Source organism: Streptomyces sp. NPDC047706, from assembly GCF_043204795.1.
GTDB lineage: Bacteria > Actinomycetota > Actinomycetes > Streptomycetales > Streptomycetaceae > Streptomyces.
The window spans coordinates 1-13,127 of sequence record NZ_JBIDCW010000037.1; the positions used below are offsets into that span (position 1 = coordinate 1).

9 protein-coding genes and 3 pseudogenes are annotated in these 13,127 nt (G+C 73.3%); 7 read left to right on the plus strand and 5 right to left on the minus strand.

Features of this window, described 5'->3' with window-relative positions:
• Positions 1–190: 190 nt before the first annotated feature.
• Together ACGF8A_RS31720 and sigJ are read right to left on the minus strand one after the other, a co-directional pair.
• Positions 191–952, minus strand: coding sequence for a GntR family transcriptional regulator (locus ACGF8A_RS31720; RefSeq protein WP_393113714.1), 762 nt, complete (start codon positions 950–952; stop codon positions 191–193).
• A 199-nt stretch (positions 953–1,151) separates the two neighbouring features.
• Entirely contained in the window at positions 1,152–2,036 is an 885-nt protein-coding gene (gene sigJ, locus ACGF8A_RS31725; RefSeq protein WP_393113716.1) for an RNA polymerase sigma factor SigJ, read from the minus strand.
• Between the two features lie 211 nt (positions 2,037–2,247).
• Here sigJ and ACGF8A_RS31730 point away from each other — a divergent pair, with 211 nt between their 5' ends.
• The 4 genes and pseudogenes from ACGF8A_RS31730 (at position 2,248) to ACGF8A_RS31745 (ending at position 7,760) form a co-directional block, all read left to right on the plus strand.
• The gene (locus ACGF8A_RS31730; RefSeq protein ID WP_393113843.1) at positions 2,248–3,099 is read left to right on the plus strand and encodes an alpha/beta fold hydrolase; all 852 of its coding nucleotides are present in this window, start codon (positions 2,248–2,250) and stop codon (positions 3,097–3,099) included.
• 142 nt (positions 3,100–3,241) lie between these two features.
• Positions 3,242–4,699, plus strand: a pseudogene (locus ACGF8A_RS31735) (PLP-dependent aminotransferase family protein).
• 174 nt (positions 4,700–4,873) lie between these two features.
• A pseudogene (locus ACGF8A_RS31740) lies at positions 4,874–5,796 on the plus strand (alkaline phosphatase D family protein); the annotation flags it as partial.
• A gap of 542 nt (positions 5,797–6,338) precedes the next feature.
• The gene (locus ACGF8A_RS31745) at positions 6,339–7,760 is read left to right on the plus strand and encodes a GNAT family N-acetyltransferase (RefSeq protein WP_393113717.1); all 1,422 of its coding nucleotides are present in this window, start codon (positions 6,339–6,341) and stop codon (positions 7,758–7,760) included.
• Between the two features lie 394 nt (positions 7,761–8,154).
• Here ACGF8A_RS31745 and ACGF8A_RS31750 read toward each other — a convergent pair whose 3' ends face one another.
• Positions 8,155–9,387 (minus strand): trans-sulfuration enzyme family protein, encoded by a 1,233-nt coding sequence (locus ACGF8A_RS31750; protein ID WP_393113719.1) that lies wholly within the window; start codon positions 9,385–9,387, stop codon positions 8,155–8,157.
• 60 nt (positions 9,388–9,447) lie between these two features.
• Between ACGF8A_RS31750 and ACGF8A_RS31755 the strand changes: the two genes are divergently transcribed.
• Together ACGF8A_RS31755 and ACGF8A_RS31760 are read left to right on the plus strand one after the other, a co-directional pair.
• A complete protein-coding gene (locus ACGF8A_RS31755) occupies positions 9,448–9,939 on the plus strand; it encodes an Lrp/AsnC family transcriptional regulator (protein WP_393113721.1) in 492 nt (163 codons plus the stop codon).
• Between the two features lie 33 nt (positions 9,940–9,972).
• Positions 9,973–11,664 (plus strand): DUF885 domain-containing protein, encoded by a 1,692-nt coding sequence (locus ACGF8A_RS31760; protein ID WP_393113722.1) that lies wholly within the window; start codon positions 9,973–9,975, stop codon positions 11,662–11,664.
• Between the two features lie 20 nt (positions 11,665–11,684).
• Here the strand turns inward: ACGF8A_RS31760 and ACGF8A_RS31765 are convergent.
• Together ACGF8A_RS31765 and ACGF8A_RS31770 are read right to left on the minus strand one after the other, a co-directional pair.
• Positions 11,685–11,993 (minus strand): annotated as a pseudogene (locus ACGF8A_RS31765) (SDR family oxidoreductase); the annotation flags it as partial.
• A 77-nt stretch (positions 11,994–12,070) separates the two neighbouring features.
• Positions 12,071–12,547: a rhodanese-like domain-containing protein gene (locus ACGF8A_RS31770; RefSeq protein ID WP_393113723.1), complete on the minus strand. Its 477-nt coding sequence runs from the start codon at positions 12,545–12,547 to the stop codon at positions 12,071–12,073.
• Positions 12,548–12,678: 131 nt separating this feature from the next.
• Here ACGF8A_RS31770 and ACGF8A_RS31775 point away from each other — a divergent pair, with 131 nt between their 5' ends.
• On the plus strand, positions 12,679–13,125 hold the full coding sequence (locus tag ACGF8A_RS31775) for an Lrp/AsnC family transcriptional regulator (protein ID WP_393113724.1): 447 nt from the start codon (positions 12,679–12,681) through the stop codon (positions 13,123–13,125).
• The last annotated feature ends 2 nt before the right edge of the window (positions 13,126–13,127 follow it).

Here is a 13,127-nt window from a genome sequence, read left to right on the forward strand (position 1 = left end):
GGGGGGGGGCGCGGGGGGGGGGGGGGGGGGGGGGGGCGCGGGGGCGGGCGGGGGGGGGCGGGGGGGGGCCCGGGGGGGGGCGGGGGGGGGGGGCCCCCCCCCCGCCCCCCCCCCCCGGCGCCCACCGGCTGAAGGCGTCCGGTGCCCCGGAGGGCCTCCCCGGGGTACGAACGAACAAGAGCCTGCTGCGTCAGGAGGCCCGGCGCTCCGGGCCCTCGTGGATCTCCACACCGCCCGAGTCGCCGAAGGTCAGCCGGCACGTGTCCGCGCGGTACGTCGCGACGGAGACCGCCGCGGTACGGCCGGCGGCGTGGAACCGGGTGGTGACGACCAGGACCGGCGCGCCCGGCAGGCGGTCGAGTTCCTTGGCGTCGTCGGCACGGGCCGAGCCCAGTTCGACGGCGCGGTCCTGGCCCTGAAGCTCCATGCGCTGAAGCTCTCGCAGCACCGCACGCGCGCGTGCCGGTCCGGCCGGGGCGTCGATGGCGGACAGGTCGGGCACCGACGAGGCGGGGATGTAGAGCAGCTCGGCGGCGACGGGCTGGCCGTGGGTCGTACGGGTGCGGCGCACGATGTGCACGGACTCGTCGCGGCTCGTCTCCAGGGCGTCGGCGACCGCGGCCGGCGCGGCCGCGACCTCGCAGTCGACGGCCTGCCAGGCGTCGCCGCTACCGCCGGGCCAGTCGTGCTGTTCGCTGCCGACGGCCACTCCCACGCGCGGCGGGGCGACGGTCGTTCCGACACCGCGGCGGCGCTGCAGCCTGCCTTCCAGCTCGAGCTGCTCCAGGGCCTGGCGGAGCGTGGCGCGGGCGACGCCGAAGCGGGCGGCGAGGTCTCGCTCGTTGGGCAGGATCTCGCCCACCGAGAACTCGGAGTCCAGTGCCTGCGTGAGCACGGTCTTGAGATGCCAGTACTTAGGTTCCGGCACCGATTCCAGCTGCGTGGTCCCCACCCTGTCCTCCGCAATCGCCGTGGATCGGCGGCGTTTTAGCGCCCTTGTTTATTAAAGGTTGTTGTACTTATCTGCGACCATAGGACGGCCCTCACCCTTGGTCAAGACCAATCATTGATCACTCGGGCGCCGCACGGTGGGGTGGGGCCGAGCGTTCATGGGCCGTTCGCACCTCGCCACATATGTGACACAACGGCGTCTAGGCGGTGGCCAGCGACCGCAGCTTGTCGGGGTTGCGGACGACGTAGACGGTCTGGACCCGTCCGTCGAGCAAGTCCAGCTGGAGTACGGCGTCGGGTTTGCCGCCGGACACGACGAGGACCGCGGGACCACCGTTGAGCTCCAGGAACCGGTAGGACATGTCCGGGACACCCTTTCCGGCGGCACCGATCATGAACCGGGCCACGTGGTCGGCCTTCTCCAGCCCCCGCAGCGGCGCCCTGGACTTGCCGCCGCTGTCGCCGACGAGGCGGACGTCGGGCGCGAGCAGCGCCATGAGGCCGTCCAGGTCGCCGCCACCGGCCGCGGCGAGGAACCGTTCGGTGAGGGCGCGGCGCTGTGCGGGGTCGACGTCGAAGCGCGTCCGCCGCTCCTCCACGTGCCGTCGGGCCCGGCCGGCCAGTTGCCGCACGGCGGGCTCGGCGCGGTCGAGCATGGCGGCGATGTCGGCGTGGGGATAGCCGAACGCCTCCCGGAGGACGAAGGCCACCCGCTCCAGCGGTGACAGCGACTCCCGTACGACGAGTACGGCGAGGGACACGGAGTCGGCGAGCACGGCGCGTTCGGCGGTGTCGGGGGCCGTGTCGCCGAACTCGGTGAGATACGGCTCGGGCAGCCAGGGGCCGCCATAGGCCTCGTTGCGGGCCTTGATCCGGCGCAGCCGGTCGAGGGCGAGGCGGGTGGTGACGCGTACCAGGTACGCGCGCGGGTCCCGGACGTCCGCGCGGCCGGCACCGGACCAGCGCAGCCAGGCGTCCTGGACCACGTCCTCGGCGTCGGCTACGCGGCCGAGCATGCGGTAGGCGACGCCCAGGAGGACCGGGCGGTGCTCTTCGAAGACCTCGGTGGCGGTGTCGGCGGTCACCGCCTCATCCCATCCGACGCGTTCGGTCGTGTCCAGGCGGTTTCGGCGCACACACGCGCGTGTGGGGCGTTCGTTCCGCCGCCGGCGATGTCGCGCGTGGGGCCGTGCGTTCGGCCACGCGGTTGACGGCGACGGGGGGCTACCCGCCGGTAGCCGTTGCTGACAAGGTGTCTACACCATGTCCGGCACCGAGTCCTCGACGAGGAGCTGTATGTCCTCCACCGTCTCCTTCACGGTCCCCACCCCGCACGGCCCGCGCGGCATGAGCCTGGCGTACGCGCGCGTGGGCACCGGCGAACCGCTGGTCCTGCTGCACGGCATCGGTCACCACCGGCAGGTGTGGGACCCGGTCGTCCCGGTCCTTGCCGTCGAGCGTGAGGTGATCTCCGTGGACCTGCCGGGGTGCGGCGAGTCCCCGGCGCTCCCCGACGGCCTGGCGCACGACCTGCCGACGATGACCGCGGTGCTCGCCGCGCTGTGCGAGGCGCTCGGGCTCGAACGGCCGCATGTGGCGGGCAACTCGCTGGGCGGCCTGCTCGCCCTCCGGCTCGGCCGGGACAACCTCGTGCGCTCCGTGACGGCTCTGTCCCCTGCCGGGTTCTGGTCCCGGGCAGAACGGCGGTACGCCTTCACCGTGCTCACGGCGATGCGCCAGATCGCCCGGCTGATGCCCCCGCCCCTCGTCCAGGCGCTCGCCCGCCCGGCGCTGGGCCGTACGTTGCTGACGAGCACCATCTACGCCCGCCCCGGCCGCCGTTCGCCGGAAGCGGTGGTCGCCGAGACGCTCGCGCTGGCCCGGGCCCAGGGATTCTCGGAGACCCTCCGCAGCGGCCGTGAGGTGCGGTTCACCGACGACATCACCGGCATCCCGGTCACCGTGGCCTGGGGCAGCAGGGACCGGCTGCTGGTGCCCCGGCAGGGCGTCCGCGCCAAGTACATCCTGCCCAAGGCGCGGCTGGTCCGCCTGCCCGGCTGCGGTCACGTCCCGATGAACGACGACCCGGCGCTCGTCGCCCGCGTCCTGCTCGACGGCAGCCGGACGGTCGTGAGGCAGACTCCCTGAGACCTCGTCAGGGTGGTCGTCCGGCGTCGGGGCGCCTCGCTCCGCACGGGCGACGACCGGCCGGACGACCGCTCGGACGACCGGTCGACGGCACCTCCACGGGCCCGGGTGAGCCGCCAGGTCCCGGCTAGTGTCCTCCGCCATGAAGTCCTCGCAACCCGACCGGGCGGAACACGTGGGCCCCGCCGCCCGGGAGTTGCTGCTGCCCGCCGCCTCGGCCCCGGCACGCGGGCGTGGCCGCTCCTTGCAGGCCGCGCTGCGCACGGCGGTCCGCTCCGGGCGGCTCGCGCCGGGCACCCGGCTGCCCTCCAGCCGGGTGCCCGGCGGCCGACCTCGGCGTGTCGCGGGGTCTGGTCACCGAGGCGTACGAGCAGCTGACGGCGGAAGGCTATCTGCGCAGCGGCCGGGGCGCCGGGACCTGGGTGGCGACGCGGTACGAGCCGCCCACCCCCGCGCGCGTGACGTCGCGCCGCGGGCGTCCGGTGCGCGCGCCGACTTCGTGCCGGGGACACCCGACCTGTCGCTGTTCCCGCGCGCCGCCTGGGCGGCGGCCCAGCGCCATGTGCTGACGGAGCTGCCCCACCACGGCCTCGGCTATCCCGACCCGCGTGGGCTCCCCCGGCTGCGCACCGCGCTGGCCGAACTGCTCGGCCGCCGCCGGGGCGTGGTCGCCGACCCGGAGCGGATCGTGGTCGTCTCCGGCGTGACCCAGGCGACGGCATTGGTCGCCATGGTGCTGCACGCGCGCGGGACACGCGCGATCGGCGTCGAGGACCCCGGCAGCCCGCAGCACGACGGCATGTACGCCTCGGCCGGCGTCACCTCCGTGCCGCTGCCGCTGGACGGTGAGGGGCTCGCCATGGGGCCACTGCGGTCGTCCGGGGTGCGTGCCGTGGTGACGACCCCGGCGCACCAGTACCCGACCGGGATCGCCTACTCCGCGCGCCGCCGCACCGAACTGCTGGACTGGGCGCGGTCGGTGGGCGGCCTCGTGCTGGAGGACGACTACGACGGCGACTTCCGCTACGACCGGGCACCTGTGGGCGCGCTGCAGGGGCTCGACCCCGAACGCCTCGCCTACCTGGGGTCGGTCAGCAAGCCCCTCGCACCGGGACTGCGGCTCGGCTGGCTGCTGGTTCCGCAGTGGCTGGCCGACGACGTCGTCGCCCGCAAGCGAACTCTCGACCTCGGCCATCCCGCTCTCGACCAGGCGCTGTTCGCCCGGTTCCTGGAGCACGGGGACTACGACAGCCAGCTGCGGCGCTGCCGGCGCGCCCATCGCGAACGGCGGGACGCCCTGGCGGCCGCGCTCGACGAGCACTTCCCCGGCGCCGAGGTGTCCGGGCTCGCGGCGGGACTCCACGTCATCGTGACGCTGCCGCAACGGTACGGGCCGCAGGAGCGGTTCCTCACGCGCGTGGAGGCGGCGGGGGTCGCCGTACGGACGCTGTCGGAGTGCACGTACGCGCGTGCGGGCGTCCCCGGGGGCGAGGAGGCCACGGTGCGGCTCGTCCTCGGGTACGCGCATGTGCCGCCGGAGCGGATCCGGGAAGGCGTGCGGCTGATGGCGGAGGCGGCAAGCGACGTACCGCCGCGGTGAGTTGCCGGACATCGCCGCGACGTCCGCCGTACCTCGCCGCGACAGCCCCGGCGTTGCGCTTCCTGTCTCCCACGGGGCCCGTTGTTCACTCGCGGTTCGCGTGCGCGCTGCGGCGCGCCCCAGTAGTTGTGGCATCGCAACTGGCCGGACCCGTCCCGTCCTGGAGGCGCACCCATGTCACATCTGCCCTTGCCCGGCCGACGCAGTGTGCTGCGCGGCTCTCTCGCCGCGTCGGCGGCCCTGACTCTGCCCGCCGGTCCCGGCGCGGCGCCGGCCCTCGCCCTGTCGGGCCGTCCGAAGGCCGGCTGGGGCGTGCAGACCGGCGACGTGAGCACGCGCTCCGGGCTGGTGTGGGTGCGCTCGGACCGTCCCGGCGGGCGTTCTCGGAGTACTTCCCCATCTCGACGCTGCGCCGCCCTGACGGCCCGGTCCACCGGGTGCAGCGCTACGGCCCGCTGCTGGACGTCTTCGTCCTGGACATGCGCACCTACCGCAACGCCAATTCGACGGACGACCAGATCACGGACGCGCAGGGCATCCTCGGCCGCGAGCAGTTGCGGTGGCTCAAGCGCGAGCTGACCCGGTCGCGTGCGGTGTGGAAGGTGATCGCCTCCGACATGCCGCTCGGCCTCGTCGTGCCGGACACCGGGGACGGCAGGCCGAACGTCGAGGCGGTCGCCCAGGGCGACCCGGGTGCCCCGCTCGGCCGTGAGCTGCAGATCGCGGAACTGCTGCGGTTCGTCAAGCACCGGCGGATCACGGGCACGGTGTGGCTGACCGCCGACGTGCACCACACCTCGGCGCAGCACTACCACCCGTCGCGTGCGGCGTTCCCGGACTTCGAGCCGTCATGGGAGTTCGTGTCCGGCCCGCTGAACGCCGGTGCCTTCCCGGCGAACGCGCTCGACGACACCTTCGGTCCCGAGCGGGTGTTCGTGAAGGCGCCGACGGCGGCCAACGTCTCCCCCGCGGAGGGCTACCAGTTCTTCGGCGAGGTCGACATCGACGGCGACAGCGCCGAGCTGACGGTCCGGCTGCGCGAGCAGGACGGCACCGTGCTGTTCACGAAGGTGCTGCGTCCCGGGCGGGTCGGTCAGCAGTTCCCTCCCCGACGGAGGCTCCCGTACCCTCGTGACACGTGCCGCGCACCGGCGTCATCCCCCGGTGCGCGGCACGTCCGTCTCCGCCTCAACTCTTCCGCGCGACAGGCGTCTTCTCGATTCGGGCCGACTGTCAGTGGTCGGGGTGACCCACTGCCCGTGCTGCTCGCCGAGCCGGAGAACGGAGAGGCCCCGGGCCTCGGGGAGCTGCCGGTCGGTGGCGGCCGGGTGCGCCGGACGGTCCGGGGCGCGCGGCGACCTGCCGTATCTGGCCCAGGTGGCGGCCCGGTGTGGCTCGTCGCGTCCGGCGGCGCGGGCACGCCGGCTGCGCAGTGTGCTGAGCGAGGGGGTGGCCGCATGACGTAGGCCGGTCGGTACAGGGGTGCAGCCGCATAACCAGGCCCCGCAGGTCGTCGACTCTGAACTCCGCTGTTGTAAAAAGAACAACAAATGGGGCAGATCCATGCTTTACCGATCAGTCACAAAGCGTTCGTGATCACGCAACACGATTCCTTCACAGTGAGTGCATGAGTCGAGACATGTCTGATGTGACGCGAGCGAAACACGGCCGCCCCGTGCACCACTGGCGACGGGACGTCGTGGAGCTGGCCGCCCTGTTCACCGCCGTCGCGGTCGCCGACGCCGTGGCGAATCTGATCGGCCACGGCCCCGACGGCCCGGCACTGCTGGTGATCTCCGCGATCGCCCTGCTCGCCACGGCGGCGTTCCACACCTGGTGGTCACGCCGCCACGGGCACGCACCGCCGACCAGTGATACCGGCGCCCGGCCGCCCTCTTCGGAGCGGCAGGCCGGGCAGGCCTCGGCGAACCCGGACCCCGAGCCCGGGGACGGTGCGCTGTGGCGCATGCGGACGACGGTGAAGGACGAGCCTGGTTCACTGGCCGCCCTCTGCACGGAGCTGGCGGGGCACCGGGTCGACATCCTGAGCCTGCAGACGCATCCGCTCGGTGAGGGCACGGTGGACGAGTTCCTGCTGCGGGCCCCCGCCGGGCTCGCGGCGGCCGAGCTGACGCGGGCGGCATCCCGGGCAGGGGGTACGGGCACGTGGGTCGAACGGGCCGACGCCCACGATCTGGTGGACGCACCGACCCGGGTCCTGGGCCTCGCCACGCGCACGGCGCTGGACGCCGCCGAACTGCCGCTCGCGCTTCGGCAGTTGCTGGGCCGGTGCACGATCCGGTCACTGCCCGCGGCCCCGGTGGGCGGCGGTCGCACGGTGGACGGTGTGCCGGTGGAGGGCGTTCTGGAGGACACCGTGATGCGGCTGCGCGCACCGGAAGGTGGAGTGATCACGGTCGAGCGGCCGTATCTGCCGTTCACGCCGACCGAGTTCGCGCGGGCGCGGGCGCTGGTGGAGCTGGACGCCCGGCTGGGGCCGCGCATCCCGCGCAGCCAGGACGTACTGACGCTGCCGCAGGGCAACGCCATCACCGTGCGCCGGGCCGACACCGGTGACCTCGAGGCCGCGAAGGCGATGCACGACCGGTGCTCGGCGCGCACCCTGTCGATGCGCTACCACGGGCCGGTCGGGGATGCCGACCGCTACCTCAACCACCTTCTCAGCCCGCGCTTCGGCCGGACGCTCGCCGTGCAGACCGCGTCGGGCCGGATCGTCGGACTCGGCCACCTGCTGTGGGACGGGGACGAGACGGAGGTCGCGCTCCTCGTCGAGGACGACTGGCAGCGCCGGGGCATCGGCACCGAACTGCTCGGCCGCCTGGTGTCGATGGCGGTCGAGGCGGGCTGCGAGAGCGTGTACGCCGTGACGCAGTCCTCCAACACCGGCATGGTCGCCGCGATGCGCGGGCTGGGCCTGCCCCTCGACTACCAGATCGAGGAGGGCACGCTGGTGATCACGGCACGGCTGGACGCGACACCGGTCGCTTCGGGACTGCCGTACGACGGGGAGCGGCTCGGCGGACGGAGCGGCCGGGAGTGAGCTGACGGACACCACGGGGCGGCGCCGCACCCGAACCGCCTGCAACTCGTCGCTCCAGCCGCACCTCGGGGCAGTCGAGGGGTACGCCTCCGGCCGGTCCCGAGGCCTCGCCGAGCCGCACCCCGGGGCGGTACGGGGCACACGCCGGGTCCGGTCCCCCGGGGCCTCGTCCAGCCGGCCCCGGGGACGCCGCACCCCTGGCCGTCCAACACGGCGCCCCTCCAGCCCCACCCCGTGACGGCACAAGACCGGCCCGGACCGGTGCCCGAGGCCTCGTCCAGGCGACCCCAAGGGACGCCGCACCCCTGGCCGTCCAACACGGCGCCCCTCCAGCCCCACCCCGTGACGGCACAAGACCGGCCCGGACCGGTGCCCGAGGTCTTGTCGCGGCGGTTCAGGCGTGCCGGACCCCCGCCACCGCCGGGGCAGGCACCGGCCCCTCCCCCAGGGCGCCGTCCAGGTCGGCCCACAGGTCCTCCACGTCCTCCAGCCCCACCGACATCCTGAGCAGCCGGTCGCTGACCCCTGCGCCCCGGCGGTCGTCCGCGTCCACGATGCGGTGGCTGATGGACGCCGGGTGCTGGATGAGGGTGTCGACGCTGCCGAGGCTGACGGCGGGTGTGATCAGACGGACTCCGGCGATGACCTGGTGCGGGTCACCGTGCACCTCGAAGGCGATCATCGCGCCACCGATGCTCGGGTAGTGGACGCGGGCCACGCGCGGGTCGGCGGCGAGGCGGCGGACGAGTTCGGCGGCGTTCCCCGACGCCGCGCGCACCCGCACGGGCAGGGTCGACAGGCCACGCAGCAGCAGGTAGCCGGCCAGCGGATGCAGCACCCCGCCCGTGGCGAAGCGCACCTGCCGCAACCGTCCCGCGAACTCCTCGTCGCAGGCGACGACTCCGGCGAGGACGTCACCGTGCCCGCCGAGGTACTTGGTGGCGCTGTGCAGCACCAGTCGCGCGCCCTGCTCGACGGGGCGCTGCAGAACCGGTGTGGCGAAGGTGTTGTCGACGAGCAACGGCACGGAGCCGCACGCCTGCGCCGCGGCCCGTAGGTCGACTTCCGCGAGCGTCGGGTTCGCCGGGGACTCCACCAGGACGAGCCCGGTGTCGGGTCGCAGCGCGTCCGCGATGCCTGCCGGGTCGGTCCAGGTGACCTCCGAGCCGAGCAGGCCGGCCGTGAGGAGGTGGTCGCTGCAGCCGTACAGGGGCCGCACGGCGACGACGTGGCGCAGGCCCAGGGAGGCCCGGACGAGGAGGACGGCGCTCAGCGCGGCCATGCCGCTGGCGAAGGCGACGGCGGACTCGGTGCCTTCGAGGCGGGCCAGCGCGGTTTCGAACCGGGCGACGGTCGGGTTTCCCAGCCGGGCGTAGACGGGCGGACCGTCCGGTTCGGCGCCGGTGGTGGCGAAGGCGTCGATGCGGGCGGCCTCGGCCCGGCTGTCGTAAGAGGGGTACGTGGTGGACAGGTCGATGGGCGGGGCGTGCAGACCCTGCCTGGCAAGATCGTCACGCCCGGCGTGCACGGCCTCGGTGGCGAACCTCCTGGCCCGGTCGCCTGCCGCCGCGACGCGTGCCGTGTCTCCTGTGACGGTGTCCCCGCCATCCAGCGCTCTCATCTCCATGCCCCGCAGGGTGAACACCGACCGGGTCACAGGGGGCCAGAACCGTGCTACGTTCGGCCAGTGGCTGAATCTGTCGTACTGGATCCGGTGGACCTCGATCTGCTGCGGCTGTTGCAGAACGACGCCCGGACGACCTACCGCGATCTCGCCGCCCAGGTGGGTGTCGCACCGTCGACGTGCCTGGACCGGGTGACCCGGCTCCGCCGGGCCGGCGTGATCCTCGGGCACCAGTTGCGGCTGGACCCGGCCAAGCTGGGACGCGGGCTGCAGGCCCTGCTGTCCGTGCAGGTCCGGCCGCATCGCCGGGAGCTGGTGCGGCCGTTCGTGGAGCGGATCCGGGCCTTGCCGGAGTCGCTGACCGTCTTCCACCTCACCGGTCCCGACGACTACCTCGTGCATGTCGCGGTCGCGGACATGGCGGATCTGCAACGGCTGGTGCTGGACGAGTTCACGGCCCACCGCGAAGTGGCCCGCGTCGAGACCCGGTTGATCTTCCAGCGGTGGGACTGCGGGCCCCTGCTGCCGCATTCGCCCTCGGCGCAATCGGGGTGACGCACAGTGGCCCCTCGTACGAGGATGGCCCACATGTCAGACACCAAGAGCCCGCTGCCCCGAGAGGTCGCCGACGCCTATGTCGACGAGCTCGTCGCCCTCGACCCTGTCACCGGTACGTATCTCGGCGTGAAGGAGAGTTCGAGCCGCCTGCCCGACCTTTCGCCCGCGGGCCAGCGGGCGCTCGCCGAGCTGGCGCGGGCCACGCTCGCGAAGCTCGACGAGGCCGAGCGTGCGCCCGGCGCGGACAGTGACATCGAGCGCCGGTGCGCACGCCTGCTGCGTGAGCGCCTCACCGCCGAGCTCGCCGTGCACGACGCGGACGAGGGTCTGCGCTCGGTCGGCAACCTGGGGACGATCGTGCACCCGGTGCGCGAGGTGTTCACCGTGACGCCGGCGCAGACGGAGGAGGACTGGGCGGCCATCGCGGAGCGGCTGCGCGCCGTACCGGCCGCGTTGGCGGGCTACCGCGAGTCCCTCGCGCTGGGGCTGGAGCGCAAGCTGTACGCGGGCCCGCGCCCGACGGCGACGCTCATCGAGCAGCTCGGCGAGTGGACGGACACCGACGGCAGCGGCCGCGGCTGGTTCGAGGACTTCGCCTCCGCCGGCCCCGAGGCGCTGCGCGCCGAGCTGGACGAGGCGGCCCGCGCAGCGACCGCGGCCGTGGCGGAGCTGCGGGACTGGATGCGTGACGTGTACGCGCCAACGGTCGAAGGCGCACCGAACACGGTGGGCCGGGAGCGGTACGCCCGCTGGTCGCGCTACTTCAACGGCACCGACCTCGACCTGGACGAGGCGTATGCGTACGGCTGGTCGGAATTCCACCGCATCCTCGGCGAGATGAAGCAGGAGGCCGAGAAGATCCTGCCGGGCGCGGAGACTCCGTGGGCGGCGCTCGCCCACCTCGACGAGCACGGCAGGCACATCGAGGGCGTCGACGAGGTCCGGCAGTGGCTCCAGGACCTGATGGACCAGGCGATCCGGGAGCTGGACGGCACACACTTCGAACTCGCGGAGCGGGTGCGGAAGGTGGAGTCCCGCATCGCTCCGCCCGGCAGCGCCGCCGCCCCCTACTACACGCCCCCGTCGGAGGACTTCTCGCGCCCCGGCCGCACCTGGCTGCCGACCATGGGCCAGACTCGCTTCCCCGTCTACGACCTGGTGTCGACCTGGTACCACGAGGGGGTACCCGGCCACCACCTTCAGCTCGCGCAGTGGGCGCACGTCGCCGGTGACCTCTCCCGCTACCAGGCCACCATCGGTGGCGTCAGCGCCAACGCCGAGGGCTGGGCGCTCTACGCGGAGCGGCTGATGGACGAGCTGGGCTTCCTCACCGACCCCGAGCAGCGGCTCGGCTACCTCGACGCGCAGATGATGCGGGCCGCCCGTGTGATCGTCGACATCGGCATGCACCTGGAGCTGGAGATCCCGGCGGACTCCCCCTTCCACCCGGGTGAGCGCTGGACGCCCGAGCTGGCGCAGGAGTTCTTCGGCGCGCACAGCAGCCGCCCGGCGGACTTCGTGGAGAGCGAGCTGACCCGCTACCTGACGATCCCCGGTCAGGCCATCGGCTACAAGCTGGGCGAACGCGCCTGGCTGCTGGGCCGTGAGAACGCCCGCGAGCGGCGCGGTGACGCGTTCGACCTCAAGGCCTGGCACATGGCCGCGCTGTCCCAGGGCTCCCTGGGCCTGGACGACCTCGTGGACGAGCTGTCCCGCCTCTGAGGCCGCCGCCGGCGGTCACGTCAACGGCGGAAGCCGCCTTCCGAGTTGATCACCTGACCGGTGACCCAGTCAGCCTCGTCCGTCGCGAGCCAGGCGATGAGGCGGGCCGGGTCGTCGGGCATGCCCCACCTCCCGGCCGGGAAGCGCGTGGCGACGGCCGCATGGGCGTCGCCGGTCAGGTAGCCCGTGTCCACCGGTCCCGGATTGACGGTGTTGACCGTGACCGCCTGCTCGGCGAGCGTCGTCGCCAGCGAGCGGGTGACCGAGGCGAGCGCGCCCTTCTGGAGGGCGTACGCGATCTCGCCGGGCATCCCGCCCGCGATGTCCTCGCGGTTTTCCGCACCGCCGGCCCTTGGGACCGCCCCTGGGCCGATCAACTCCCCCGCGCCCGGCACGTGCGAACCAGTCAGCAGCCGCAGTCCCCCACCGGTGCCGTCAGCGCGTCGGCGTCCCGGCGGTCACGGCCCTGCCAGGTCTCGAACGCGAAGCCCTCCCGGACCCAGTACTCGAAGCCGCCGAGCATCTCCTTGACGTGGTAGCCGAGTTCGGCGAGGGCGAGCGCGGCGCGCGTCGCCCCGTTGCAGCCGGGTCCCCAGCAGTACGTCACCACCGGCACCGACTTGTCGAGGAGCCGCCCGGCCTGCCCGGGAATCAGCGCTGTGGGAAGGTGGACGGCGCCGGGGATGTGGCCCTGGTCCCACGACTCCGTCGAACGGGAGTCCACGACCACGAAGCCGGGATCGCGGTCGGCCGCGACGGCGGCGGCCACGTCCGAGACGTCCGCGTGGAAGGCGAGACTCGCCCGGAAGTGGGCGGCCGCCGCGGCGGGTGTGGCGGGGGCGACGCGCAGGACGGGGTTGCCGGCGGTCGGGACGCTGCTCATCGGCTTGGCCTTTCCGAGACGGGGCAGGGCGGGATCCGCCTGAAATGTACGTCCCGTCGGCCAGCTCCCTGAAGGGGCGATCCCCGGCGTATCCCTTGATCGGCCGGGGTTTCGCCTGCTATCCATCCGGGATGAGCGCGTATTCCCCGGACGCCACCGACTGGCGCATCCTCGACGTCCTCCAGCGTGAGGGCCGCGCCAGTTTCGCCGAACTGGCACGTGCCGTCTCCATGTCCGCCAGCGCGGTCACCGAACGGGTGCGGCGGCTGGAGGAGGCAGGCGTCATCCAGGGGTACGCCGCCGTCGTGGACCCCGAGCGGCTGGGACTGCCGATCCTGGCGTTCGTGCGTCTGCGCTATCCGACCGGCAACTACAAGCCGTTCCACGACCTTGTCGCCGCGACGCCCGAGATACTCGAGGCACACCATGTGACGGGCGACGACTGCTTCGTCATCAAGGTCGCCGCCCGCTCCATGCGGCACCTCGAGGAGGTGTCCGGCAAGATCGGCGCGCTGGGCTCGGTGACCACGAGCATCGTCTACTCGTCGCCCCTTCCCCGGCGTTCCCTGGGCCGGTGACT

Coding starts and splice junctions, on each gene's coding strand:
- ACGF8A_RS31730 (WP_393113843.1), top strand. CDS start 2,248: ATGTCCTCCACCGTCTCCTTCACGGTCCCCACCCCGCACGGCCCGCGC.
- ACGF8A_RS31760 (WP_393113722.1), top strand. CDS start 9,973: ATGTCAGACACCAAGAGCCCGCTGCCCCGAGAGGTCGCCGACGCCTAT.
- ACGF8A_RS31745 (WP_393113717.1), top strand. CDS start 6,339: ATGTCTGATGTGACGCGAGCGAAACACGGCCGCCCCGTGCACCACTGG.
- ACGF8A_RS31775 (WP_393113724.1), top strand. CDS start 12,679: ATGAGCGCGTATTCCCCGGACGCCACCGACTGGCGCATCCTCGACGTC.
- ACGF8A_RS31770 (WP_393113723.1), bottom strand. CDS start 12,547: ATGAGCAGCGTCCCGACCGCCGGCAACCCCGTCCTGCGCGTCGCCCCC.
- ACGF8A_RS31750 (WP_393113719.1), bottom strand. CDS start 9,387: ATGGAGATGAGAGCGCTGGATGGCGGGGACACCGTCACAGGAGACACG.